The sequence below is a fragment of the Paenibacillus chitinolyticus genome (genome assembly GCF_045038035.1).
GTDB classification, from domain to species: domain Bacteria; phylum Bacillota; class Bacilli; order Paenibacillales; family NBRC-103111; genus Paenibacillus_F; species Paenibacillus_F chitinolyticus_A.
Genome location: NZ_CP173427.1, coordinates 2,473,674 through 2,497,830, shown reverse-complemented (window position 1 = coordinate 2,497,830; position 24,157 = coordinate 2,473,674). Strand labels below are relative to the sequence as shown.

The 24,157-nt window shown below is 55.1% G+C and carries 18 protein-coding genes and 2 pseudogenes; 5 read left to right on the top strand and 15 right to left on the bottom strand.

Annotated features, from left to right (window positions below):
- Window positions 1-90 precede the first annotated feature (90 nt).
- From ACI48J_RS11525 to acsA, 4 genes are all read right to left on the bottom strand, one after another.
- Window positions 91-576: a DMT family transporter gene (locus ACI48J_RS11525; RefSeq protein ID WP_326053693.1), complete on the bottom strand. Its 486-nt coding sequence runs from the start codon at window positions 574-576 to the stop codon at window positions 91-93.
- A 62-nt stretch (window positions 577-638) separates the two neighbouring features.
- A complete protein-coding gene (locus tag ACI48J_RS11520) occupies window positions 639-1,337 on the bottom strand; it encodes a cyclic nucleotide-binding domain-containing protein (protein ID WP_326053696.1) in 699 nt (232 codons plus the stop codon).
- 52 nt (window positions 1,338-1,389) lie between these two features.
- The gene (locus ACI48J_RS11515) at window positions 1,390-1,815 is read right to left on the bottom strand and encodes a DMT family transporter (protein WP_042227065.1); all 426 of its coding nucleotides are present in this window, start codon (window positions 1,813-1,815) and stop codon (window positions 1,390-1,392) included.
- A 276-nt stretch (window positions 1,816-2,091) separates the two neighbouring features.
- Entirely contained in the window at window positions 2,092-3,822 is a 1,731-nt protein-coding gene (gene acsA, locus ACI48J_RS11510) for an acetate--CoA ligase (RefSeq protein ID WP_405082839.1), read from the bottom strand.
- A gap of 269 nt (window positions 3,823-4,091) precedes the next feature.
- Between acsA and ACI48J_RS11505 the strand changes: the two genes are divergently transcribed.
- Window positions 4,092-5,021, top strand: a complete 930-nt coding sequence (locus tag ACI48J_RS11505; protein ID WP_405082838.1) for an ABC transporter substrate-binding protein — start codon at window positions 4,092-4,094, stop codon at window positions 5,019-5,021.
- 252 nt (window positions 5,022-5,273) lie between these two features.
- Here ACI48J_RS11505 and ACI48J_RS11500 read toward each other — a convergent pair whose 3' ends face one another.
- The 4 genes and pseudogenes from ACI48J_RS11500 to ACI48J_RS11485 all read right to left on the bottom strand — a co-directional run.
- On the bottom strand, window positions 5,274-6,161 hold the full coding sequence (locus ACI48J_RS11500; RefSeq protein ID WP_405082837.1) for a GNAT family N-acetyltransferase: 888 nt from the start codon (window positions 6,159-6,161) through the stop codon (window positions 5,274-5,276).
- Window positions 6,162-6,530: 369 nt separating this feature from the next.
- Window positions 6,531-9,044: an excinuclease ABC subunit UvrA gene (gene uvrA / locus ACI48J_RS11495; RefSeq protein WP_405082836.1), complete on the bottom strand. Its 2,514-nt coding sequence runs from the start codon at window positions 9,042-9,044 to the stop codon at window positions 6,531-6,533.
- Between the two features lie 459 nt (window positions 9,045-9,503).
- Window positions 9,504-9,887 carry a VOC family protein gene (locus tag ACI48J_RS11490; RefSeq protein WP_405082835.1) on the bottom strand — a complete coding sequence of 128 codons (384 nt, stop codon included), beginning with the start codon at window positions 9,885-9,887 and terminating at the stop codon, window positions 9,504-9,506.
- 47 nt (window positions 9,888-9,934) lie between these two features.
- Window positions 9,935-10,206, bottom strand: a pseudogene (locus ACI48J_RS11485) (NADPH--cytochrome reductase); the annotation flags it as partial.
- 95 nt (window positions 10,207-10,301) lie between these two features.
- On the opposite strand from ACI48J_RS11485, the gene ACI48J_RS11480 reads away from it, so the two are divergent.
- Entirely contained in the window at window positions 10,302-10,661 is a 360-nt protein-coding gene (locus ACI48J_RS11480; RefSeq protein ID WP_405083207.1) for a VOC family protein, read from the top strand.
- 190 nt (window positions 10,662-10,851) lie between these two features.
- Here the strand turns inward: ACI48J_RS11480 and ACI48J_RS11475 are convergent, their stop codons facing one another.
- Both ACI48J_RS11475 and ACI48J_RS11470 read right to left on the bottom strand, forming a co-directional pair.
- Window positions 10,852-11,751 carry an arylamine N-acetyltransferase gene (locus ACI48J_RS11475; RefSeq protein WP_405082834.1) on the bottom strand — a complete coding sequence of 300 codons (900 nt, stop codon included), beginning with the start codon at window positions 11,749-11,751 and terminating at the stop codon, window positions 10,852-10,854.
- A gap of 837 nt (window positions 11,752-12,588) precedes the next feature.
- A pseudogene (locus ACI48J_RS11470) lies at window positions 12,589-13,137 on the bottom strand (cupin domain-containing protein); the annotation flags it as partial.
- A 373-nt stretch (window positions 13,138-13,510) separates the two neighbouring features.
- Here ACI48J_RS11470 and ACI48J_RS11465 point away from each other — a divergent pair.
- The gene (locus tag ACI48J_RS11465) at window positions 13,511-13,780 is read left to right on the top strand and encodes a DNA-binding protein (RefSeq protein ID WP_405082833.1); all 270 of its coding nucleotides are present in this window, start codon (window positions 13,511-13,513) and stop codon (window positions 13,778-13,780) included.
- Between the two features lie 58 nt (window positions 13,781-13,838).
- Complete coding sequence (locus ACI48J_RS11460) at window positions 13,839-14,552, top strand: TioE family transcriptional regulator (RefSeq protein ID WP_405082832.1); 714 nt, start codon at window positions 13,839-13,841, stop codon at window positions 14,550-14,552.
- Between the two features lie 231 nt (window positions 14,553-14,783).
- On the opposite strand, the gene ACI48J_RS11455 is transcribed toward ACI48J_RS11460, so the two are convergent.
- The 4 genes from ACI48J_RS11455 to ACI48J_RS11440 all read right to left on the bottom strand — a co-directional run bounded on the left by ACI48J_RS11455 (window position 14,784) and on the right by ACI48J_RS11440 (window position 21,581).
- Window positions 14,784-17,312: a DUF4855 domain-containing protein gene (locus ACI48J_RS11455; protein WP_405082831.1), complete on the bottom strand. Its 2,529-nt coding sequence runs from the start codon at window positions 17,310-17,312 to the stop codon at window positions 14,784-14,786.
- Between the two features lie 479 nt (window positions 17,313-17,791).
- Complete coding sequence (locus tag ACI48J_RS11450; RefSeq protein ID WP_326053715.1) at window positions 17,792-18,841, bottom strand: lytic polysaccharide monooxygenase; 1,050 nt, start codon at window positions 18,839-18,841, stop codon at window positions 17,792-17,794.
- Between the two features lie 525 nt (window positions 18,842-19,366).
- On the bottom strand, window positions 19,367-20,440 hold the full coding sequence (locus tag ACI48J_RS11445) for a glycoside hydrolase family 99-like domain-containing protein (RefSeq protein WP_326053717.1): 1,074 nt from the start codon (window positions 20,438-20,440) through the stop codon (window positions 19,367-19,369).
- Between the two features lie 52 nt (window positions 20,441-20,492).
- The gene (locus ACI48J_RS11440; RefSeq protein ID WP_405082830.1) at window positions 20,493-21,581 is read right to left on the bottom strand and encodes a glycosyltransferase; all 1,089 of its coding nucleotides are present in this window, start codon (window positions 21,579-21,581) and stop codon (window positions 20,493-20,495) included.
- A 245-nt stretch (window positions 21,582-21,826) separates the two neighbouring features.
- Here ACI48J_RS11440 and ACI48J_RS11435 point away from each other — a divergent pair, with 245 nt between their 5' ends.
- Complete coding sequence (locus tag ACI48J_RS11435; RefSeq protein WP_405083206.1) at window positions 21,827-22,234, top strand: hypothetical protein; 408 nt, start codon at window positions 21,827-21,829, stop codon at window positions 22,232-22,234.
- 124 nt (window positions 22,235-22,358) lie between these two features.
- Here ACI48J_RS11435 and ACI48J_RS11430 read toward each other — a convergent pair whose 3' ends face one another.
- A complete protein-coding gene (locus ACI48J_RS11430; protein ID WP_405082829.1) occupies window positions 22,359-23,975 on the bottom strand; it encodes a basic secretory protein-like protein in 1,617 nt (538 codons plus the stop codon).
- Between the last annotated feature and the right edge of the window lie 182 nt (window positions 23,976-24,157).

Sequence of the window (24,157 nt, the reverse complement as noted above, 5' to 3'; positions counted from 1 at the left end):
AGGCGACAGCTTGCAGCCGCGTAAACAACAGAAAAACTCAGGTTCTCCAGAGAGAGCCTGAGTTTTTCATTATGACTTCCCGTACATCCGTCAGTCCGGCAATCCCTGCGGCGCCTTGGCCGCGGACGGCTCGGCTCCTTGCCTGCCGCCGAATTTGAACAATACGATGCCGGCGACGATGACCAGCACCCCGATCAGCTTGTTCAGCGTAAACGGCACCTTCTCCAGTCCCAGCCATCCCAGCGAGTCCCACAGCAGGGCAAAACTGAGCTGCGCCGTCAGCACGATTGAAATGGCATATGTCGGGCCCAGAAGCTTCATTCCCTGTACGAGACAGATAACGACTCCGACGCCGATCATGCCGCTTGCCCAATACCACAGCTGCATGTTTTGCAGGGCGAACGTTTGCTTCCCCTCCACAAGCAGACTGATGATCAACGAAGCCAGGAATCCCATTCCGAGCACCAGGGTCGTCGTTGCCCAAGATCCCGTCCGTTCGTTTACTTTGCTGTTGAAAACCGTCTGCAGGCTGACCAGCGAACCGGCCAGAACCGCCAGCATTAATCCCAGTATCATGGTTTTGCTCCCTTCTCTCCAAATAACACTTTCCGATACACGGTGAGACCCGCTAAACTCTATCACTCATAAATATTGTGACCGGCCAGCGCGCTCAGACCTTCCCGGTCTTTAATCGTAATAAACCCTCTCGTACGCTGAAGCAGCCCTTCGCTGCAAAACTTTTGGATCACCCTGTTCAGATGCCTGTAGCTCGTTCCGATCAAATTGGCCGCATCCATGAGATGGGTCGTGCTCAGCTGCCCCCGGACCAGATTATCCGACTCTTCGCAGAAAACCGACAGCAAGTAGCTGGCGAGCCGGACTTCTACCGGATACATCAAATTAAAACTGGAAAAATTCGAGTCGATGTAAAATTTCTGCGTAATAATCTCCAATAAAAACCTCAGCAGCGGAGCGTGGTCGTTCCCGTACTTTTTGAGCCAGCGGTGATGAATTCCGATCATGTGAACCGGCGATACGGCTTCAACCGTGTTCACGATATCGCTTCCCCGTATATATTCAATATCGCCGATCACTTCAATCGGCGTCTTGAAGCAGAGAATCAGCGTTTTGCCTTCCGCGGAGGACGTGTAAATTTTAATTTTCCCTTTAACCAGCACATACAAATAGCGGGCCGGCTCGCCCCTGGAACAGATCATCTCTCCCTGCCCGAAGCTGAACAGAGACAAATGGGGGTTCAAGGCTTCGTTAAAAACCGTTTCCAGCCGGTGTTCCCGCAAATAACGGGACAACTGCTCCCGGTCCTGAATTTCTTTCACTGCCGGTCCACCTCCAGCCTTTTCCTTATCCTTTCCTCGAAACCTTATCCTATCACAGTTTCAGGATCACGACACCCGCGATCATTAACCCGATACCGATGAACTGCGGCAGCTTCATTTTTTGTTTGGCGACGCCGAACCATCCGTTGATATCGACGAGAAATGTAAGGCTGAGCTGAGCGATCAGCAGCGCGGCAATCGTAAACGTAACCCCGATTTTCTGAATGGCCGTGACCTCGCTGAAAATGATTACCGCCCCCAGTGCGCCTCCGATCAGATAGAGCGGCTTAATCCCTTTGAAACTTCTCAGGCTGCCGTCCCGCACAAAAAGCAGGATAACCAGCGCGATCAGAAAACCCGTCAGCTGGGTTATCGTGGCGGCCTGCCACGTACCGATATCGTGGCTGATGCGCGCGTTGGCGACGCCCTGCAGCGTAATGCATGCCCCGCCTAAAAATGCAAATAAAATCCCTTTCATTGCGGCCGTCTCCTTCGCTTAGAACTTCTTTCTTATTAAATCCCAGCCGAAGGAGTACAGAAAAGGACATATGTCCTGAAAGTCCGTAAAATGCATCCGAGCTCACCGGAATCCCGCAAAAAATAACCGGCCTCCCGAGAGGCCGGTTATCCGGGTGCTGCTTTAAAGCAGCAGTGTGCAGAGAGCTGCGTAAAAGGCCGATGCTTAACTAACGGCACCGGGGCTTAGTCGGTCCTTCGCAAGCTCCGGAAACGGCAAGCAAACGAAGATGATGAATTAATCTTCCAGTGTAGACAGGTCGCCGGTAGGCAGCCCCAGTTCCCAGGCCTTCAGAACTCGGCGCATAATTTTGCCGGAGCGCGTCTTCGGGAGCTTGTCGCGGAACTCGATTTCACGGGGAGCCGCGTGGGCCGCGAGCCCTTTTTTGACAAACTGCTGAATTTCTTTGATCAATTCCTCGGAAGGCTCGTAGCCGTCCCGCAGCGCGATAAACGCTTTAATGATTTCGCCGCGCACCGGGTCCGGCTTGCCGATTACACCCGCTTCCGCAACGGCCGGATGTTCCACCAGCTTGCTCTCGACTTCGAAAGGCCCGACACGTTCGCCGGACGTGTTGATCACATCGTCGACGCGGCCCTGGAACCAGAAGTATCCTTCCTCGTCCTTGTAAGCGGAGTCTCCGGAAATATACCACGGCTTAAGACGGTAATACTCGTCGTATTTCGCGGGATTGTTCCAGATGAGGCGCATCATGGAAGGCCATGGAGCCCGTACCGCAAGGTTGCCCATCCGGTTCGGCGGCAGCTCGTTGCCCTGATCGTCGACGATGGCCGCGTACACGCCCGGGATCGGCTTGCCCATGGAGCCGGGCTTAATCGGCATCGCCGGATAGTTGCAGATGACCTGCGCGCCGGTTTCCGTCATCCACCACGTATCGTGAATGCGCTTGCCGAATACTTTCATCCCCCAGCGCACCACTTCGGGATTAAGAGGCTCGCCCACGGACAGGATATGGCGCAGAGAGGACAGATCGAACTGCTTGAGGAGATCGTCGCCCGCCGCCATCAGCAGCCGGAAAGCGGTCGGAGCCCAGTACCACACCGTGACTTTGTAGGTTTCGATCGTCTGGTAGCTGTCGTTCGACGAGAAGCGGCCGCCGCGTACGAGCGAAGTCGTCCCGTTCAGCCAGGGCGCCCACATTCCGTAGACGGTTCCCGTTACCCAGCCGGGATCGGCGCAGCACCAGTAAATATCGTCCGGCTGGAGGTCCAGGACCGTTTTGGCGGTATGAAGATGCTGGATCATCGCGTTATGGACGTGCAGAACCCCTTTCGGTTTGCCGGTGGAGCCGGACGTGTAATGCAGCTGCATGCCGTCTTCCAGTCCAACCCACTCGATTTCCAGCTGATCGGACGCTTTTGCCATCAGATCTTCGTAGGAAATTTCCCTGTCGCCCGGCTCGCTGTTCTCGCCGACCACGATGACATGCTTCAGCGCGGGCAGCTCGGACACGGGAATGCGGTCTTTAAGCGCAGGTGTCGTGACAATAGCCACGGCTTCGGAATCCTGAAGCCGGTCTTTCACGGCCGCTTCCATAAAAGCTTCGAACAGCGGGCCGACGATCGCCCCGATTTTTACAGCCCCGATATAAGCCGTATACAGCTCCGGAGAACGCGGCATAAACACGAAAATGCGATCTCCTTTGCCGATGCCGAGAGACCGCAGAGCATGACCGAATTTGTCTGAAAGTGTTTTCATTTGTGCGAACGTATACGATTCATTCCGTGCCGCGTCCGTATAAATAAGCGCCGTTTTGTCCCCCCGGCCTTCCTCCACATGGCGGTCGAGCGCCTCGTAAGCGATATTGACTTTTCCCGTGCGGGACCACGTAAATTCCTTCTCCACATCCGCCCAGTCGAAATTGGCGTACGCCTCTTCGTAATCGGCCAGATTATTGCCCGTTGTAAGAACCGGTATGATTTCCCGCTCTTCCGTTTGCATCGTCATCCTAGCACTCATCCTCCCATTCTCTTTCCCGAATTTAATTTGTAATTTATCCTAATAAATTCCATCGGAATTGATTATATCTTACATTCACGGACACGACAATAAAAAACGGACGAAGAAACGGCTTTTTTACCCGGAGGAAACCGGCCGATTTTGTATCCTGCCGAAGCACGCCTGTCTCCTCTTTTGTTGACAATGATAATCATTATCAATATAATGTTGTTTGGAAAAGCTATCCTTACAACCTACATATATGGAGGAATACTATCGTGTTTAATCTCAAAAAGTCGGGTGTGCCCGCTATCTTTATCCTGCTTCTATTCGCCTTGACGGCAGGCTGCGGCAATAAAGAGAGCGCACAGCCCCCGCGGCAAACGGTCACGGACGGGATGGGTCATCAAGTGAACCTTCCTGCCGAGCCCAAAAAAATTATTGCCTCCTACCTGGAAGACCCTCTGCTTGCCCTCGGTATTAAACCCGTGGCCCAATGGTCCGTGAAAGGCGGAAACGTACAGGAATATTTGCGCTCACAGTTGGAGGGAATTCCCGCTATTCCTTCGAATTTGCCGCCGGAGACCGTTCTCAGCTTCAACCCGGACCTGATCATCCTCCGCCCGGAAGCCGCCGCTCAAGAGAGTCAATACGAGCAGTATGCGAAAATAGCGCCGACCTTTGTCCTCTCTAAAGAAGACGCCGACGATTATAAAAAAACAATAACGAAAATGGCCGAATTGTTAAATAAAAAGGAGGAAGCGAAAAAAGCGCTGGATGTCTACGACCGGAAGGCAAAAGAGTCGAAAGAAAGCTTGCGGAAAGCGCTCGGAGACAAAAAAGTAGCGGTTCTGTGGCTCACCAAGAAAACCTTCTACGTCGTAAACGGAAATGTTTCAAGCGGAGCGATTTTGTACGGGGATTTGGGCTTGAACAAACCGAACCTGCTGAATTCTTTGCCGGACTCCAAGGCCAATTGGGTTCCCGTTTCGCTGGAGAAGCTGGCCGAACTGGACGCCGATTATCTTTTTCTCGTCAATTACGATAAAGGCCAGGCCGGAAACCTGGAAGAAGACCTCTGGAGAAACATCCCGGCAGTTAAAAACGGTCACGTCTATGAGATTCCTTCAACAAGCAGTTGGTTGTATAACGGCGTCATCGCCGCCGAGAAAATCGTCGACGACGTCATGAAAGCGCTGCGTCCTTAACGATCGGACTCCATCCAGTCGTATACCGCCTACTGACGCTCGCCCTGCCTTCGCCGCCCGCGTCGGTTCCGGTTCGGCTGCAGACGGCGGCCTTTCTTTTGCCGGATGAAGAGGACGTCCTGCGAGGTGCGTCCCCCTTCTTAGGCGACCTATACGTCCTGCGTCCTCAGATTCCCGTTCCGCACATAATCAAGCGTCTTCAAGAAAAAAGGACATCAGGGCAGCCGCCCTGATGTCCTTTTTACATAACGGTTATCCCACGGTGACGCGGTAGTAATCGTTTACGCTGCGCTCGACGAAGCCCACCGATTTGTACAAACCCAGGGCGCGGTCATTGTTCGCCGCCACCTCCAGAGCCAGCTTGCCCTGAAGCTGTTTCGACTCCGCTATGGAAATCGCTTTGCCCAGAATCACTCTGCCGTGACCTTGCCCGCGGTATTCCGGGAGCACGCAAAATCCGGAAATAAACCCGCCGTCGTACAGCTGAATGTTGATTTTCCCGATAGGAGTCCCCTCAAGCTCGGCAATCCAGAAGCTTTCTCCGGCCGCGGCCAATTTCTGTTCGTTGAATCCCCTGGCATCCGATTCCGTGACGCCGAACCCGGCAACGTCCAGCCGGATCGCTACTTCCATATCCGCTTGCTCCGCGGGACGAAGCTGGATTTGACCGGCGGAAATGACGGAACTCAGCACATCCCGGTCATAACCCGAGGGCAGCTCCATCCAATACTCGGAAAATTCATAAGCGGCTCCGGTATATCCGGCGAAAGAGCGTCCCGACTCCGACCCCCGCTGCACAATAAGCAGTTGTTCGGGTATTCCGCGTTTCCGGCATTCCTCGGCGGCCGCTTCGAACAGCTTCCGAAAAATTCCCCGGCGGCGGTACTCCGGGTCCACCATGCCGCTGATTTCCGCTTCGCTGCTTTTAAAAGCAAACAGCGCCAGAAAACCGACTGCTTTCCCGTCCTCGACATAAAGCCAGTCGCTGTATTCTTCCGCTTTCCGGTTCTCGAGCATATCCCAGTTCAGTTTTAATGTAATGGAATCGTATTCGTTACAGCGCTTTTCCAGTTCTTTCACTTGTGCCAATTGATCGTGGGTCAAACGATTTACAGACAAAACAATCCCGGTATCCGGCATTCAAATTCCCCTTATTCATGTAGTAAGAGCCGTGAAGGCTCACAGTCCTATCCATTATAATGGAAAAATAGACCGGCGGTTAAGGCGGATTTGGTTATAGTCGTTTTTTCGTCCCGAGCGGCTAGTTGTGCCTTAGAGGCTCAGCGGGCACGATTCAGAGGGCAGATGTACGGCGCACGGCGCAGTAGGGTCACACATGACGAACCGGCGAATCCAGGCGCGCGTTGCGACGCTGTGCGGTGGTCGGCCGACCCAACGGGGACTTGCAGGCGGTCAGCCACTCGTGCTGCTTCCACCTGGGCCGCAGTAAACCGGCACCGGAAAAGCCCCTGTTCGCGGCTGGAATCCCGGCCCCGCCAGGGGCTTCTTTTAGTAGGCCGCGACCAGCGCTTTTTTCAAGAAGCGTCCGGTATGGGAAGCTGCGGCTGCCGCGACCGCCTCCGGCGTGCCCGCGGCCACCACTTCCCCGCCCTTGTCTCCCGCTTCGGGCCCGAGATCGACGACCCAATCGCACTCGCGGATCATGTCGAGATTATGCTCCACGACGATGACCGTGTTTCCCGCGTCGACCAGCTTGTTCAGCAGCACGAGCAGCTGCCGGGTATCCCGCGGATGCAGGCCCGTCGACGGCTCATCCAGCAGATACAGCGTGTGCTGCTTCGTTTTGCCGCCCAACTCCTTGGCAAGCCGGATCCGCTGCCCTTCTCCTCCCGACAGGGTCCGGACCGACTGCCCCCAGTGCAGATAACCTAATCCCACTTCGGTCAGAAGAGCGATTTGCCCGTCCATCTTGATTCTGCCCTGCAGCAGAGGCATGCTTTCCTGGACTGTCATGTTCAGCAGATCCGAAATGGAGTACCCGTTGCAGGTGACCCGCAGCACTTCTTCCTTGAACCGCTTCCCCCGGCAGACCGGACAACGGACTTCAAGACCGGGCAGGAAGAACATGTCCATCGGCACAACACCGAGTCCTTGACAGTGCTCGCAGCGGCCGCCCGGCGTGTTGAACGAGAAATGCTTGGCGTTAAGCCCCGCCCGCTTCGCTTCGGGCAAGCCGGCATACAGACTCCGCATCGCCGTGAATACATCGGTGTAGGTCGCGACGTTAGACCGGCTCATCCGGCCGATCGGCGACTGGTCGACCGTCACGATCCCGCCGATGCCGTCGAAACCGGTGATGCTCCGGCAGCCGCGGCGCTGCTGCTGGTCGCGTCCGCCCGCGGCCACCAGATCGAAAAGCAGGGTCGACTTTCCTGAACCCGAGACGCCGGTGACGGCGGTCAGGCAGCCTAGAGGAAAGGAGACGTCGATATGCTTCAGATTCCGTTCATAGGCATCGTGAACGTTCAGAAACCGGCCGTTGCCGGGCCTTCTCTGCCGGGACCGGGACGCGGTCATGCCGGAAGACTCTCGCAGGAACGCTCCCGTGACGGAATCCGGAGTGTATATAAGCTCCGCGAGCGTCCCTTCTCCGACGACACGGCCCCCGAAACTTCCCGCGCCGGGACCCATGTCGATCACATGATCCGCGGCCTGCATCATTTCGACGTCGTGTTCGATGACGAGTACCGTGTTGCCGAGGTCCCTCAGCTGCTTCAACACGCCGATCAACCCGGCGGTATCCCGCGGATGCAGTCCGGCCGTCGGCTCGTCGAGGATGTACAGCACGCCGGTCAGTCCCGAGCCGAGGATGGAGGCGAGCCGGAGACGCTGCGCCTCTCCGCCGGAGAGCGATACCGTTTGTCGGCTCAAGGACAGATAGCCCAGGCCGACAGCCACGATCCGCTCCGTCCGGACGGTCAGATCGTGCAGGAGCGACCCGACCATCTCCCTGGCCTCGGGCTGCAGCTCTCCCCTCAGCCGCTGCAGCCAGCCTAGCGCATCCTGGAGCGCCCAGCCGGAAATATCGCAGATGGAAGCGCCGCCGACCGTTACCTGCCGGACGCTCTCCTTCAACCGGGCGCCGTAACAGGCGGCGCACGTCTCTTCAAGGAACAGCGCCGACTCGCCCGATTCGCCGCCTTTCTCCTTGTAGCGTCTCCGGATGCCAGTCACGACACCTTCGAACTTCCCGCCGCCGACCGATTTGGGCGGCTTTGCGTCCGGAAAATGCGCGGAGAACGCCTCGCTCTCGACACCATAGTAAAGCAGGTCGCGCTGGACGGCCCCGTAATCTTTAAGAGGCACATCGGCATCGAAGGTGAAGCCGTAATGTTCCCCCGCCGCTTTGAGAATCGACAGATTGTATTTCGCGATCATGTCATACCAGACCGTTACACAGCCGTTCCGCAAACTTTTCTCCTCATCAAAAACGGCATCCGTGTTCAGGGTAACCGTATGACCGAGCCCGCCGCATTCCCCGCAGGCGCCTTCCGGCGTGTTGTAGGAGAAATACCGGCGCGTAAGACGTTCCATTCCGGCGCCGCAATGCGGACACTTCACGGCCGGCTGCATGTCCTCTCCGTCTTCCCCGTCTCCCTGTCCGGCCGCTTCTCCGTCAGGCCCCGGTACGAAGCGCTTTCCGCAGTCCGGGCAGGGCCGCTCGCCCAGTTTCTCGTAAATGACGCGCAGGTACGTGTGAATATCCGTGATCGTACCGACCGTCGATCTCGGATTGCGGTTCGTGACATGCTGCCCTACGCTGATGGACGGGGATAACCCGATAATCGCGTCTACCTTCGGTTTGGCAATAGTGTCCGAGGTCATGCCCATCGACTCCATATACTGCCTTTGGCACTCGCGCTGGAGCGTATCCATGGCCAGCGTCGATTTACCGGAGCCGGAAGGTCCCGTCAGCACAACCAGTTTGTATTTCGGAATGCGAAGCGTCACGTTCCTCAAATTGTTTTCCCGGGCTCCCCGGATCACGATCTCGCTGCTCACAAGTAAATCCTCCGTTCGTTTTTGATTTTTCTTCCTTATTAGCGCATTATTTCCTGATTCCAGTCACACAACCTTATTCTATAACATTCATGCAAATGAGAAGGTTTAAGTATTTTTTTCTTGGTTTATCAGGCACTTGTTTGCAAAATGTATAGCCATGCACTTCAAGGTTCTAAACGAATTGAAACAACAACCGCCCGGCAAAAAAAGTCCCCGTTCCACGGAACAGATGCTCTCCGGTCAGGAAAACGGCGTGCCCGGTGCCGAAGACTTTTTCCCATTAAACGAATGGACGGAAATAAAAAGACACAGCACGTAAACGTGTTGTGTCTTTAAAACCGCAACGGATAGCTGCCGGCGTCCGTCCGTATGGATTTTTTTGTTCGGGCGGGCCTTAAAATTTTTCAACCCTCGCTCGCATACATTCGGGTACTTTTTGACTCCAGGGGTCCGTTGGTTTCACACCGTGATTTCTATGCTGTTTCCTTCCGGGTCCAGGACAACACTTTCAAAATAGCCGTCGCCGGTTACTCGGGGCTCGCCCTCGACCGTATATCCGTCACGTCTTAGCCGTTCCGTCAGCTCCACGACCTTGGCTTCGCTTCCGACCGAGAAGGCGATATGGGCATAGCCCAGGTAAACCCGCCCCTCATCTCTCCCGAAACACGCCGGTTTGGTCATCAGCTCCAGCCTTGCGCCGCCTTCGAACTGCAAAAAGTACGAGTGAAACTGCTTCTTGGCATTCGTGTACTTATCTCCCGCCGCTGCGCCGAAATAAGTTTCATAAAAGGATTTCATCCGCTCCAGATCGGCCGTCCATAAAGCCGCATGCTCGATTTTCATAAAAATCGCCTTCCCTTCCGTAAAATAACCAATGATCGTCCGGCGGCTTACATGACGGCGAATTGAGGCTGCGCTTCTACGCTGTAAATCCCCGCCCAGACATCTTTGGCGTAGCGTCCGTCTGCAAACCATCCGGCCACTTCCGGGCTTACTTGACGGATATTCGCGCAAGCCTGCCGGTTTTCCTCTTCCACGTCCGGCGCCATCCGGCTTCCGTCTCCGCCTACATACAGCCGCCCGCCTGTTCGAGCAGGCCGATCAGCTCCGCCGCGTTCCTTTTCATCAGGTGTTGCACGTACGTCTTTGGCATTCCGCTGCGCGGCAGCGGTACCGAATCTATCAAGGAAGGAGAAACTGTCCATGCTTGTCGAAGTAGTTCTCCGGGATATAACGGCTTATAAACGGAGGCTGATTATGAAGGTTAAACGAATTATCGCAAACCTGGACTCGCCGGAACTTACGGCGGCCAAACGCTTTTATCAGGAGGCGCTCGGTCTCGATTTGCTGATGGATCATGGCTGGATCGCAACGTACGGGAACCGCGAGACGATGAACGTCCAGATCAGCATCGCTTCGCAGGGAGGCTCCGGCACCCCTACACCGGCTCTATCCATTGAAGTGGACGATCTGGAAGAAGCGCTTGCACGCATGGAGGAGGCCGGTTTTCCTGCGGAGTACGGACCCGTTGACGAGCCCTGGGGGGTCCGGCGTTTTTTTGTGCGCGATCCTCTGGGCAAGCTCGTCAACATTTTGAGCCATGGGCAAGAGGACTAAGCCCTTGTAAGCCCCGCTTGCGGAATGTTGTTTCCCGATCCGGGCATGGAACGCCAAAAGCCGCATCCGGCCGTTATCGCAGCGGTTCAGATGCGGCTTCCGCCTGTTGCGGCAGGCTCATCCCTTCAGCCGGAGGGCTTGTATGTCACGCCGGGAAAGCCGCATTCGTTATAACCGATTTGTACCGGAATCATCCCGTCGGCAGGCTTCCCGCCTTTTCTTGCCGGTCCTTTATTTTTTGCCAGTCGGAATGGGCCGCCGCAACTCTTTTCCACAATTCCTCCCGCTCCGGCTTGCTGTAGTTGACAAGCTGTTCATCGAATACACCGGCCAGAACCTCGAACCATTGCGATTTCGTGCGAAGCTCGTTTTTTTTCAGTCCCCTTGCATCCCTTCTACTCCAAATACAGCCTCTGAGTTCATTGCCGTCCGCCGCATTCCGTTGTCTGATCAGAAACTTATTAAACCAGGGGGAATCCTCCGAACGGATATAAAATTCGTGGTTCGGCTTGAATTCTTCAAGATCCGTCAGCACGTCGGGCGCATAATCGACACCCGAAAAAGAAGCGAGCGGATCATGCTCCAGCCGCCAGCCGTCAGCCGCAACCCCCGACTCCGTCACTTTGTAAGTGTAAGGCTCCTGAACGTAAGTGCCGTGTCTTAGAGGCAGCGGCTCGAAAGGCATATCCCCCAGCCCTACATCGGCGATCCAAGTCCCGTTCCCCATATCTCCGTCGGAAAAATCAACGGTCAGTCCCAGATGAAAAGAATTGATCCGCGGCTCAGCTCCCATCGGCTGAACGCCGGCACGATGCAAATTCACCCGGTAACCGAGAGAATGCAGCAGAACGCCGAACGCGCCGTTCAAATGGAAGCAGTAGCCGCTTCGCTGATTCAGAATGAGCGCCACCGATTCTTTAAACCCGATAGGGGCCGGTTTTCCGCCGAAAATGTCCAGCGTCTGCCAGGGAAGATGCTTGACGTGAGCTTTGTGCAGCTCAGCCAAATAAAGAAGCGTGGGCGCCCCGATTTCCGAAATCCCGATTCTTTTTAAATAAGCGCGCACTTCTTCCCTCGTCAATGTATACATAAAGAGTCACCTCGGGTACCCGTATTACGCTTGCCCGGAAATAGATTTCCTGCTGCGTAATTCCATTCTAGAAGGGAGTGGAGGCGCCTACAACGTCAAAAAAAAGCATCTGTACCGGTACAGATGCCCCTTGGAGCGCGGCTGAGCGCCTTCATGCAGTGCCTCACCGCGGAGTGAAAGATCGCGGAACTGCCGGGACGTCCGCGCTAATATCCGCTGGCGCACCGAGAAAACAGGCAGACGCTCTCCACTGTGAAGCCCGCCTGTTGTCACCTTCGGTTTGGGAATTTACATGCGGGTACCCGGAATTGCCGGGTCTTATTCACCGCGTAATTAAAAGCTTGTCGCTCCGGGCACGGGGGTCCGGTAAGTTTCGGACTGCGTCTGCGGATACGGCTGCCGCGAATAAGGCTGCGCGTACGTCTGATTGTACGCCTCGTTGTACGCTTGGTTGGGCGTCTGATTGTACGCCTGGCTAGGCGTCTGGTTGTGCGCCTGGTTGTACGCTTGGTGATGCGTCCGCGTCGTGTAAACATGCGCGTTAGGCCAAACATAGCGCTGCCCATACGGATTCGCCGCAGAAACGGGATTTGCGTAGGACGGCGAAGAATATGGGGCGGGATATCCGGAAGCAGGGTGCCCGGCGCTTGAGATGCTCCCATATGGAGCCGCCGGACCGCGATAGCCGATCGGAGCATTCTCGGGCGGATACGGCTGGGCGGGAGCGGCCCCGTAAGAAGCGGTCGGGTAACCCGGAGGAAGAATCGAGCCTACGTTAGCGGCAGCTCCGCTCCCCCGAATTTCACCGTTCGGTTCGCGGGAATCTCTGACTGTCTGCGGCTTTTTGCGGCAGTTGTCCAGCGGTCCGATCGCAACGGTTTTCGTGATGGGGGCGATCACTTCTTTCCATTTTTCTTCATCCAGACAATAAGTTTCAGCCATTACGCGGGCCGGGGTCAGCCTCAGAATATCCGAACCCAGAATCACTTCCGGCATAGGCGCGTCGAATATCGCGATAAGATGGGTATCGTCTTCGGACGCCTCCTCATAATGCCACCACCCCTGCGGCACAGTGGCCACCTGTCCCGTTTTAATGGGAATATGATAGAGCTTATTGGTAAAGGGATTGATAAACGAAACCTCGGCGGCACCCGATGCGCAGTAAACGAGTTCCGTCGCGTTCTGATGATAATGCGGCTCCACATAGTGCCCCTTGCTAAAAAAAATGTCGAGCAGAGAGGCGTTGCCCAGCGTATTGAGCTGCTTATAGCCGAGCAGATTGATGTAATTGCGGCTGTTCGTTTTGAAAACGGTGTTCTTCGGCAAATCATAAAAAAACTGGAGATCCGGTGAAGTGTAATCCATATAGGAATTCGCCAAATTCATCTTCTCCTTATTCGTGATGACAGAACCTCTCCTGCTTCCTATTTGTATGGGGGGACGAAATGTTTTATGTGCTTAAATAAGTCCGGCCCTTGTTTATTTCAAGCACGTGATTACCGTAAATCACTCGCTGCCCGGTTCCACCAGTTCGAGCCCTGTCTTGTAGCTCACATTCCATCACCCTTGCTTTTTTTGGTATGATTGAAGTGTACCTTACGGGCTTCTCGATCGGGATACCGTGACTTAACATGAGTTATCTTTTTTTAAGGTCCGCAATTCCTAAGAAAAAACATCATCGGCCCCGTGGTATAGTAAGCATAGCTTCTACCTCACCCGTGTTAAGAAATCCACTTATTTAAGGAGAGGAGGTATCTTCATGCCGACTAACCTTCCTGACGAGCCGAGTATGAAAGCTGCGACGTCCGGTCCGGAATCCGATCTTCCCGCAGGCCTGTCCAAGCCCGCTCTCCACGCGCTTGCCGCAGCCGGCTTTCAGCGGCTGGAGCAGCTGACCCGGGTCACCGAGAAGGAGCTTTTGCGGCTGCACGGCATGGGTCCCAAAGGGATCGAACTGCTGCGCCCCGCCCTGGCGGCTAAGAGCCTGTCTTTCGCCTCAGATTCCGGAGCATCCGGAAAATCGTCCTAAACATCGTCCTAAACAAGCATCGAAACCGCCGCTTTCCGCGCGGAGAAAGGCCCGAGACATGGACTACTACAAGCCCATCGACATTGCCCGAAAACTGCACATCAGCACGAGCGCCCTGCGGCATTACGAATCGTGGGGCGTCGTTCCGGCGCCGGAGCGGGCCGCGAACGGGTACCGCCTGTACACGAGGATGCATCTGGCGTATTTCCGCTGTCTGCGCGCCATGTTCCCCGCTTTCGGCGTCGGACTCAGCTGCGATGTGCTTCGCCATATCCAGCGCGGCGATATGGACGGCGCCTTCTGGCTCGTCAGCCATGAGCAGTCCGTCCTCCAGCATGAAAAAGCGGTGGCCGACAAGACACTCGCTCTCCTCCAAGACCCCGAGCTGCCGATCCTCGCCGATAAAAAGCTGAAAAGCGCGATGACCATCGGCGAGGCCGCCTCTCTCACCGGTGTCCAGGATTCCGCCATCCGCCATTGGGAAAAGGAAGGGCTGCTTAAGCCGGGTAGAGATCCGGACAACGGATACCGGAATTTTACGCCTATGCACATCCGGCAGATTCTGCTGATCCGCACGCTGCGCAGAACGGTTTACTTCCTGGAAAGAATGAAAGATATCGTACAAGCCGTGGAACACCAGAGCATCGGGAAGGCGAAAAAAGTGACGGAGCAAGCGCTTCATAGCATTCATGAAAGGAACCGGCAGCAGTTCCGGGCGGTCTCTGAGCTCGTCGAGCTTTGCAAAGAAGTCGGATTAATGGAGCGGGATTGACCTGACCGTCCTCCCCCTTGCATCTTCATACAAAAAGCCGCCCGCTTCCTTCAAGGGAAACGGGCGGCGGTTCTATGAGCCTTCCTGTGCGTATACGTGCCAAACGTACGACAGGAACAGGCTCCTTTCTATTTCAAAGCATGCTTTACCGGCAATCGTAAGTTCACTCTTGTACGCCTTTAGTTCATGTGCGCGGTCACCGTCCGGGATGAACGTCTCAGCGCCGGGCGGCTACTTCAAGATTTTACTCGCCATGGCAGAGAGATCCTGATTGTTGATTTTACCGTCCTTATTGATGTCCAGGTGCTTGATCTGCTCCCAGTCCGGACTTTGTTTCGTTTTTCCGTACGGAGCCGCCACGATGGCCAGATCACCGACGCTCACTTTGCCGTCTCCGTTGTAATCGCCCGGAACCGATCCCGGGGTTTGTACCGTAAGAGACGAAGGCGCGGCCTCCACTTCTTGTCCGTCGCGGTCACCCATCACCGCGCTCGTGACGGAGACGACTCCTTTGATCGTCTGGTTGTCCTTTTTGCTGCGGAAGGTGAATTCGAGCAGCTTGGCCGGACCCGTCACGGCATGGCTGTCACCTTGACTGGCTATCAGCAGCCGGAGCTGCCCAGGCGTCTTTTTGTCGGTTTCAAGCAGGGAGATTCCGTCCATTATGGGCTTCGCCGATACAAAATCCATAAAGGCGGCATCATATTCGACTTTAAGATCCTGCGCGTATACCGCCTGCGATCCTCCGGTCAGCCCGTAGGTAACGGAGAACTTCTCCCCCGCCGGAACCGTTCCGCTGCCTGTCAATACGGTCTGCCAGCCCGTCTGCCCCGCCGCAATCGTCACCGTCACCGTGGCGACGTTGGAATCCGTCTTGCCGTCGCTGGCTTTGAACGTGAACGTGTCGGTCCCCGTCTGGCCCTTGCCCGGCGTATACGTGAACGTCCCCTTGGATGCATCCGTCACTACGGCATTTCCCTTGACGCCGTTGCGCACAATGCTGTAAGTCAGCGGATCGCCGTCGTCATCCGTCGCCGGAAGAGTGCCGGAGACGGGCGTATCCGGCGCTGTGCTGAGCGCACTGTCCGAAGCTACGGGAGCCCCTCCCGCCGGAGTCCCGCCTTTGGTGAACTGGTAGAGCTTGTCGTACACGCCGCGGATTTCCGGATCGGAGCTTGCCGCCGCCTGGGCCATGACAGGCCCGCTGCCTTTATAGTAAGCCTTGAAGGGACTTCCCTTAAAGCCGAACTGCTCACCCGCATCCAGGTATTCCTGGAATCTCTTGCGGAATACGGGATCGGTCAGCAGCCGATCGTCGAATTCAAGCTCGACGCCCATTCCGAACCGCTTGGCCGTTTGGGCCGCGTCTTGCAGGCGGTCTATGTTCAGAGGTTCGAAATAATAGTTCGGCTGGAAAGTGACCGCGTCAAATCCTACATCTTTCCACATATAGCTTTTGTACGCGAGGAAGTGGGGAATCCAGAACGACTTCAGACCTTTCTCGTGAACGAGACCGTTCGTAAAGCGCAGCAGATCCGGCCCCGTGCTGCTCGTTCCCACCTGCTCCTGCAGCCAGTAGAAACCGGAAAGCTCCAAATTGGAATAGTGCTTCTCCTCAAACTTGCGGCTGACCTCGTTGATCCACCAGCGGATTACCTTCTGCCGGTTGGCGGTGGCTTTATCCTTGCCGACCGCGCCCTCGTTGAAATTCTCGGTGACGCCGTCTCCGTCGATATCCCCGAAATCGGTTGTATATTCGCCCGGATTAGGGATCATCATGACCGTTTTCGTTTTGTGGCCGGGCTCTCCCAACTTCTGGCCGACTTCCTTCGTCGCTTCGTTCAGCTGATCCAGGTCTCCCTGAGCCGCGAATGTTTTGTCCAGGTACCATTTCCAATCCGTCAGCAGGGCCCCCCCTTCTCCGAAATCGCGCCCTTGAGGCGACATCAAGCCGAGAACTAGGGCTCCGTCAAAAAACCAGTCGACGGGCTTTCCTTCCTTGTTCACATACCCGATTTCGGGAACCAGCTTCTCCTTCGTCATTTTGACGCCGTCCGAGTAATACCCGTTGTACAGCAGCGACAGATTGCGGATTCCGGCCGTGTTTTCACCGGGCTGCATATAGTCGAATGCTTCCGCAGGCACCTGCTTCGCTCCTTCGATTTTGCCGTCGGCGCCCCAGATCTCGATCTCGTCGATAAACTCCCACGCCTTCGGATGCATGGAGAACGCCACTTTGACATAACGGGCATAGGCCATCTTCGCATCGGAGCCCGCATTCGGGATGCCGTCCTTGCTTCCGTCCCACGTATAGAACTGGTCGACAGGCGGACCGTCCGACCATAAGTGCTCCGTCGCTTTATGGGCTACCGTTCCCCAGTTCTGCTTATCGTCGGACACATACATGGAGACCGTCAGAGGGAAAAGAACCGCCGAGCCCGGCCAATCCTGCAGAAAATGCGCCCGGATCTTAGAAATAGACTTGGCCTCGCCCAGATCGAAGACGATTTCACGGGTCTGCTTATTTAAGCTTCCGACCCAGGACGGGTCCGTCACATTGGCGCTGCCGATCACTCCGTCGGTAAGCTTGCCGGACGGATCCGGATAGTTTGAATGAGGAGCTTCGGACCATTCGTACTTCAAGCCTTTGGCAAGATTGCGCACTTCCGGCTGAGCTTGGGCGCCGTATGCATGGGGGAGCATCGTAGCCATCAAGATCGCACCCAGTGCCAGCGATAACCATTTCTTCTTGGAACTCATAATTTCCCTCCTAAATTAGGTAATGTGAAAGCGCCTACAATGTAACCTTAAGAGACGCGTCTCTTGAATAAAAGAGATAACTTCCGACTTTTATATACACTTCTTTACTTCATGCTTTCCGTTCGTGCGTTCTCAGGTTTTTGCATGAAAGGGCCCTCTTGGCTTTCCGATCTCTTCCCTCCAGCCGCAATTTAAACGCGGAAACGGCAAAAAAGCCGATTACCGCGGCCTGTCGAAAGCCGGCTATCCGGTTGGGCTCTTTGGATCGGCCGCTGCTCTCCTCCTGCTTTTTCTACCCGTTACGGGCTTTGCTTCTTTACTTTGTTAGCGACCGAAATTCGGTCAAACTATGCCCGGCCTCATTCCTCCATCCGGATGAACGGACGGGCTTCTCGCTCCTCTTGAGGTGCCGCATGCATAAAAAAAATGACTTCCGAATATTCGGAAGTCATCCTGGGACTAACGGTCAGCGGCGGCCGTTATGGAATCACTTTCCATACGCCGGAATTGCTGCCGGGTGTTTCGCCCTGCGTCCACCATTTGGCTTCGTAGTTGACGCCGTTGTACGTCACCTTGCTTCCGCCCGTATAAGCGGTCGAAGCGTTCCATGCCGGATAAGTCGTGCCGACGCCTGTCGTGAAGCTGGCGGTGTTGCTGGCAGCCGATACATTGCCCGCAGCGTCAACGGCTTTGACCGTGATGGCGTAGGCCGTATTGGCCGTCAGCCCCGTCAGGTTGAAGCTGAGCGCTCCGCTGGTCGTGCCGATTTGAGTGGAACCGTTGTAGATCCGGTAGCCGGCTACACCGACATTGTCGGAAGACGCCGTCCAGGATACGGTTGCGCTTGTAGCGGCAACATTGGAAGCCGTCAGGCCTGTCGGTGCCGTCGGAGCTGACGTGTCGGGAGTTCCCGGAGATCCGCCGAAGTTCACGTCGATTACGTTGTAGAAAGCGTTGGCCGTATCGGAGATTTCCCAAACGGCAAGGATAACTTGATAGCCCGTTCTGCTCGGAACGTTACACGTGTCGGAGTACGAACCGGAAGGTTGTCCCTTGTACGGTACGTTGCAGAAAGGCGTCAGGTCGAAGGAAGCGCGGCTCAGAGGCGCATTCGGGTTCCAGTCCTGCTTCGTGATGTAGTATTTCCAAGCGGCCGTCGCGTGCGGAACTTTCAGCGTCCAGTTGAAAGTCGTCGGGCCCGGGCTGAGGTTTACTTTGGTCCAGCGGGTGGACGACTGCTCGTCGAGAGGTGCGAACAGCCCGTTCGCGCTAGCGATTTTACCGTCGGCAGGTCCTGCGGCGGGGAAGCCTTTGAGCGCTTCGAGGCTGTAAGGCTCGTAAATAATCAGACCGCAATTTTTGTTCACTCCGCTGGCGCAAAGAGCGGCACGGCTGGAAGGGTTACTGACATACCCGTGAGCGGAAGCTTTATTTTCCAGCAGAAGAAGCATGGCGATGGACAGCATGAGCATAATAGCTCCGGCCGCAAGCATCTTGATCATCCCTTGATAGGGCAAACGAATGGTCACTATAAATTCCTCCTTTTAGTGGGCGATAAAAATGAAAGCGTTTTAACAAATGCCGGCGCTGGAGCCGGGTCTGGCATTAGTACAAGCGGGCAGCGGCAAAAGTTATTCCTGCGGATACCCCTGCATCCTCCTCCTTTCACAGGATCGCGGCCGGCTGCAAACAAAGCTAACCGCCTCTTTCCTCTTCGCGACAGCGTGCGTAAGCGATTTCATAAACCGCCGGATAGTAAGCTGCATGGCCACAGCCACCCGGCTAGAACGTGGAACCCGGAGCACACGGCCGAAAATACACCTCATATTATACCTCATATTACAAATTATACAAGAATATGATGCAACTGTTTGTTTTCTTTTAATAACGAAACAATAACGGTTATTTTCTCCCCGCCTAAAAAAAAGACACACCCGCAGAAAACGGATGTGCTTTGTAATGCCTTTCGGTCGCCGGCAGGAGGAACACGCGCATAAGGGAATCACGCCTGCGCCTACGCCGGAGCGGGTGAAGCGCCGGGAGGCCGCAGCCGGTCAGAGGTTCCCGTAAGAAGCCGCGCCGTTAAGTTCCAGAGCCGCTTTAACGGCCTCCAGAACCTGATAGCCGTACTTCGTGTCCGGCTCCAGATATGCCCCTTCCGCCCATTCGTTCCAGGCGTTGATAAACAGAAATTCGCTGCCGAAAGTCTCCCTGGCTCTAGCGATTTGCCGGGACAAGTACCGGCCGAATTTCCGCGGAGTCATGCCCAGAGTGCTCTGGCCGTCAATTCCTTTCCTGGGCGTATTATCCCAGTTCACGAAAGCGCCTGGATAAATCACTTCGCCGTCCCTGTGCGGCGTGCGCCCCAGGATGTTTGTCCAAGTCCGGTCGTAGTCAACGGCCAGATGCCCCTTTCCCATGACCGGAATTTGCAGCCAGGGCGGATGTATGCTGCCGTGGGCGAATGTGTAATGCGGTTCGAACTCCACGCTGGCGTCGAACCCGTGCTGCGTGCCGACGGGGAAACCGCCGAGCGTCCGCACCAGATGAAGCCCCTCCAAGCCGTTGAGGCGCGCCAGGTTTCTCCAGTGGCTGAGCATGGCTTCGCACTTCGGAATGCTCGCGGGCCTGTAAATCAGGAACACCGGCTTGCCCTCGACGCGGATGTACCGTTTATCCCTGAATGCATCCAGGAGCGCATAGAAGTGCAGACTCCAGTCTTCTTCGTTCCCGTAATCTTGGGGCATCAGCACATCCGACTCCATGCCGTCCCATCTCCGCGTCCAAGGCTCGTTGGCCCAGGACAGACAGAAGGGAAAATCCGGCTCCCCGCTCGCCAATATATGCTGAACGGGCTTCTCGAGCAGCCGCTTTCCTTTAAACCAGTAATGGTAATAGCAAAATCCGTAAATGCCGTAGTCCCGGGCTGTCCGGGCCTGCCACTGCCTTGCGCGCGGATCGGTCAGGTCATAATAGTAATCGTTCAGAGGGGCTCTGGGCTGACTGTGATGCCGGTATAACGCAACGGACTTTTTAACGTTCGTCCACTCCGTGAAGCCTTTCCCCCACCAGCGGTCGTTCTCCTCAATCCGATGAAACTGGGGCAGTAAAAAGGCAATGAGCTTCAACGCTTATCCCTCCTTGTTGAATAAGAACACACTCCGGATGTCCTCCGCCGGTTCAGTCGAATACAAGGTCAAGCAGTTGGATGCCTTTTTGAAGAAAAGAATGATTGTACTTGTTGTCGGCCAGAGCTCTCGAAGCGGCGAGCCGCCGGTGATCGACGTTTTCCCGGTAGTACAGAAATTTATCCGCAAATTCATCCTGCGTTTGAAAGGTGATCCAGTTCCCCGCTTCCAAAAAAGGCGTCAATTCGGAGTGCTGCTGGATAAGCTGAAACGCACCGCAGGCCGCCACATCCAGCGTCTGCACGAGGGAACCGCTGCAGTTGATCACGATGCGGGCTCCGTTGTAATAAGGCGCCAAATCTTCATCCGGCGGAATAATAATCAGAGAGGGGAACGTTTCCCAGCCTCTTCCGCATACCCTAACCTTCTCATCGGCCGGCAAATCCGAAAAGACGAACGAATGCAGAATGCTTCCGGGCTCGGCGTTACCGATCAGCAGCAGATCGGATTTATAGCGGTCCTCGACCGGTCTCGGAAAATACATGCCGCTATCGGAGGCATAGGGCAGACAGCTGCAGTTTCGGCACTGTAACGCCCGGTACACGGGGATGTGAGCCATTTGCTGCGTAAGGATATAATCGAACAAAGAAACCGTCCGCGAATCCAAATCGAACGGTTTCTCTTTATCGGACAGCCAGAGCACCTTACGAACCGGTGTGTTATTCAAGGCGTCCGTACTTTCATCGGAGAGCGCCTCTTCCCCGCCTATAATCAGAATCAGGTCGAGGTCCGGCCGACTCAGTTGCTCCGCCAGAGGCTGTGCGGATCTGATTGTCGTCACATTTCTCACCAGATGCTTCAGCTGCTCTTCAAGCAGCATCTCGTTCGGTGCGCCCGGCATAGGGTGGTCGGGTGCAACTAGAAGCAGGTTCATCCGCTTGTAGGGCCGTTTTTTAGTGATCTCCCGGCTCTGCTGTACGTCCCGCAGCAGCGATAACTCGTTCCAAGTACTGGGCCGGTTGGCGGACAACGTGTGTTTGACCGGCTGAAGCTTCTTGTTCAACGGTTTTTTCACTTCATTTAAAATCCATTTATTTTGCGCCTGTTTGGAAGGGGATTTCTTCTTGATCGTTTTTTTCATGCTGCTCCTCATTTCCGCATAGTCTTCGAATAGCGACAACGTCCGTTTCAAGGGGGCTTTTATGCTAGCATATGCACAGGCAAAATGATTTGATTTAGTGTGTTTATCCCAAATTGATAGGCAGTTTTAACAAAAAAAAGCTCATTTCGGGGAATTAGGCGTCTTTCCGGCCGAAAATGTGTGAAGCGATCATGTCCCCTTGATAGTTGTCCTCATAGAATGAGATATACCAAATGAAAGAGAGTGTGATAGAATTGCCAACATTCGATAGCGTGCAGGTAACAGGCAGCCAGACAATCGGACAGGATTTGCAGGTGAACGGCAACGAGACGGTAGGTTCGCATCTGAACGTGAGCGGGAATCAGACGATCGCCGGCAGTCTGCAGGTGAACGGCAGCGAAACGATCTTTAACAACCTGGCTGCGGGCGGAACGATTACGGCCGGAGGAAGCATTCGTGCGGTCTCGCAAGTGGGATCGGTCGGCCAGCCTACGCTGCCGGTCAGTATCCCTACCGTACAGCAGGTACGGTTCTACAATCCCGGCGTGCTGAACCAGCCCGGCTTGCTGTTGACGGGTACGGACGGTTTGGCCTACATTCTGTTCGTCGATGTGAGCAGCGGCACGCCCAGCTTAGCTATCCAGAGAGCTTAAAGCCCGGAAGTCTATTCCCGACCGGCCCTTCCCGGCTGGAATGATCCGAGCTGCCCCGGTTTCCTCTCACAAAAAGAAAGGCTGCCGATTTCCGGCAGCCTTTACTTATGCATTCCATCGGCGATTAGTTAGGGAGTGTCGCCTGGTACTCTGTCCAAAGCGTATTAACGTTCGTTCCCGTTAGCTCCTGGATTTTGCCTTCTGTCCAGTCCTGTCCGTCAAACGGGGTCAGGCTTGCATTCAGCTGGCGGATAAATCCGGGCTTTTTCGTGTCCTCGATCCAGCGGAAGAAATTGCCCGTCGTGCCGTAACCGTCCTGCCACGTTCCGCCCTTGGTCATGCCGTAACGGTCATGATAGCCGGCTGCGAAGCGGATCGTATCCGCCAGACCCTCGACCATGTAGCTGACACCGCCGACGCTTTTGTCGGCATACCGGTTGTCGTCATACTGATAGCAGTGAGTAAGCTCGTGATACAGGACGCCGAGAATTTCGTCGCGCACCGATTTGTTCGGATCGTTCGCGATATCGCGCAAAAACCGGGAGCTGAAGCCGACCGTTTTCTGGATGTGGTCGCCCGACGCCCAAGCCACTCCGGGAACATCTTCGATCGTGACCTTGATTTTCTGCACGCCTCCCTGCAGTTCGCCGGGATTGTTGTACAGCAGCTCATTTACTTTGCGCACGATAACCCGGATATCGTCCGTCGCGTTAGGCAGCGCCTGGTCGAACAGTTGGCCGTTGCCTGCAGCATCCAGATTTTGCACTTCGATGACCGGGTTCACGGCATGCCACATGTCGTCCTTGCGCGAAAATTCGACTTCGGACAGCTGCAGGATGCCCCCGCTGTGATTGGCAATATTGTTCAGCCGGTAGTATTGGTACGCGGTGTTGTTGCCGTTCAGAACATAATGATTCCGCTGATGCCGGAGTCTGAACGATTCATTGCTCTTTGTATCCAAGTTCGTCCATGTGGCGTTATCGTTGGACCCTTGAAGCACCCAGCTCTTGGGATCGCGTTCGGGAGAGTCGTTGGCGGCCGAAAGCGCATAGCCGTCGATCGTGACCGGTTTGCCGAAATCGAACTTCAGCCAGCCCGTTGCATTGAATGTCAGCCATTTGGTCACACTGGTTCCGTCTACCAGGTTATCTTTCCCTTCGTTAGGCGTATTTTCAGCGCTGGCCGTTACGGTAGGCTTAATCGTGGTCCAGGTATCGACGGAGCCGTCGAATAATTTGATTTCCGCGATCTGAAGGATTCCGCCCGAATGGTTTGTAATGCTGTCGAATTTAAAATATTTAAAAGAGGACGCGTTCGCAAGCAAGTAGGTTTTTGTCTGATTGCGGTATGTAAAAGCTTCATTTTGCCGGGTATCGAGTACGGTCCACGTCGATCCGTCATTGGAGCCTTTGAGCACCCAGCTTTTCGGGTCTCTTTCGGGAAAATCTTCAGCGGCCGTAATCGTGTAAGAGGTGACCGTCTTCGCGGTGTCGAGTTTGACTTGAATCCAGCCTGTGGAACTGAACGTAAGCCATTTTGAATAAAGAGACTGGTCGAATGCGCTTTCCTTGGTCTGGGTCGGCGCATATTCGCCGCTTGCCGTTACGGAGCCTCCCGCCGCCACATTTTTGGGGGTAGTCGCAGACGTCGTTTGGGCCGCCTCTGCCGTAGGAACGCCGAAACCGCCAATCAAGCCCAGTCCCAGAAAAGCCGCTGCCGTCAGGTAAGTCAATTTTTTCATGGTTTCTCCCATCCTTCTCTCTCGTTTTGGTCAAACCGAAATCAGTGGTTCACCGCTTCCGCCGGCAAACTTTTCTATCACCTCTCTATTAAAAGGGATGAATCCCTCTTCATTTTAACAGAAACATGCAATTTTTATCTATTGAGGTTTTTAATGCCTTTTATAGAAGAACCTGATTTTAT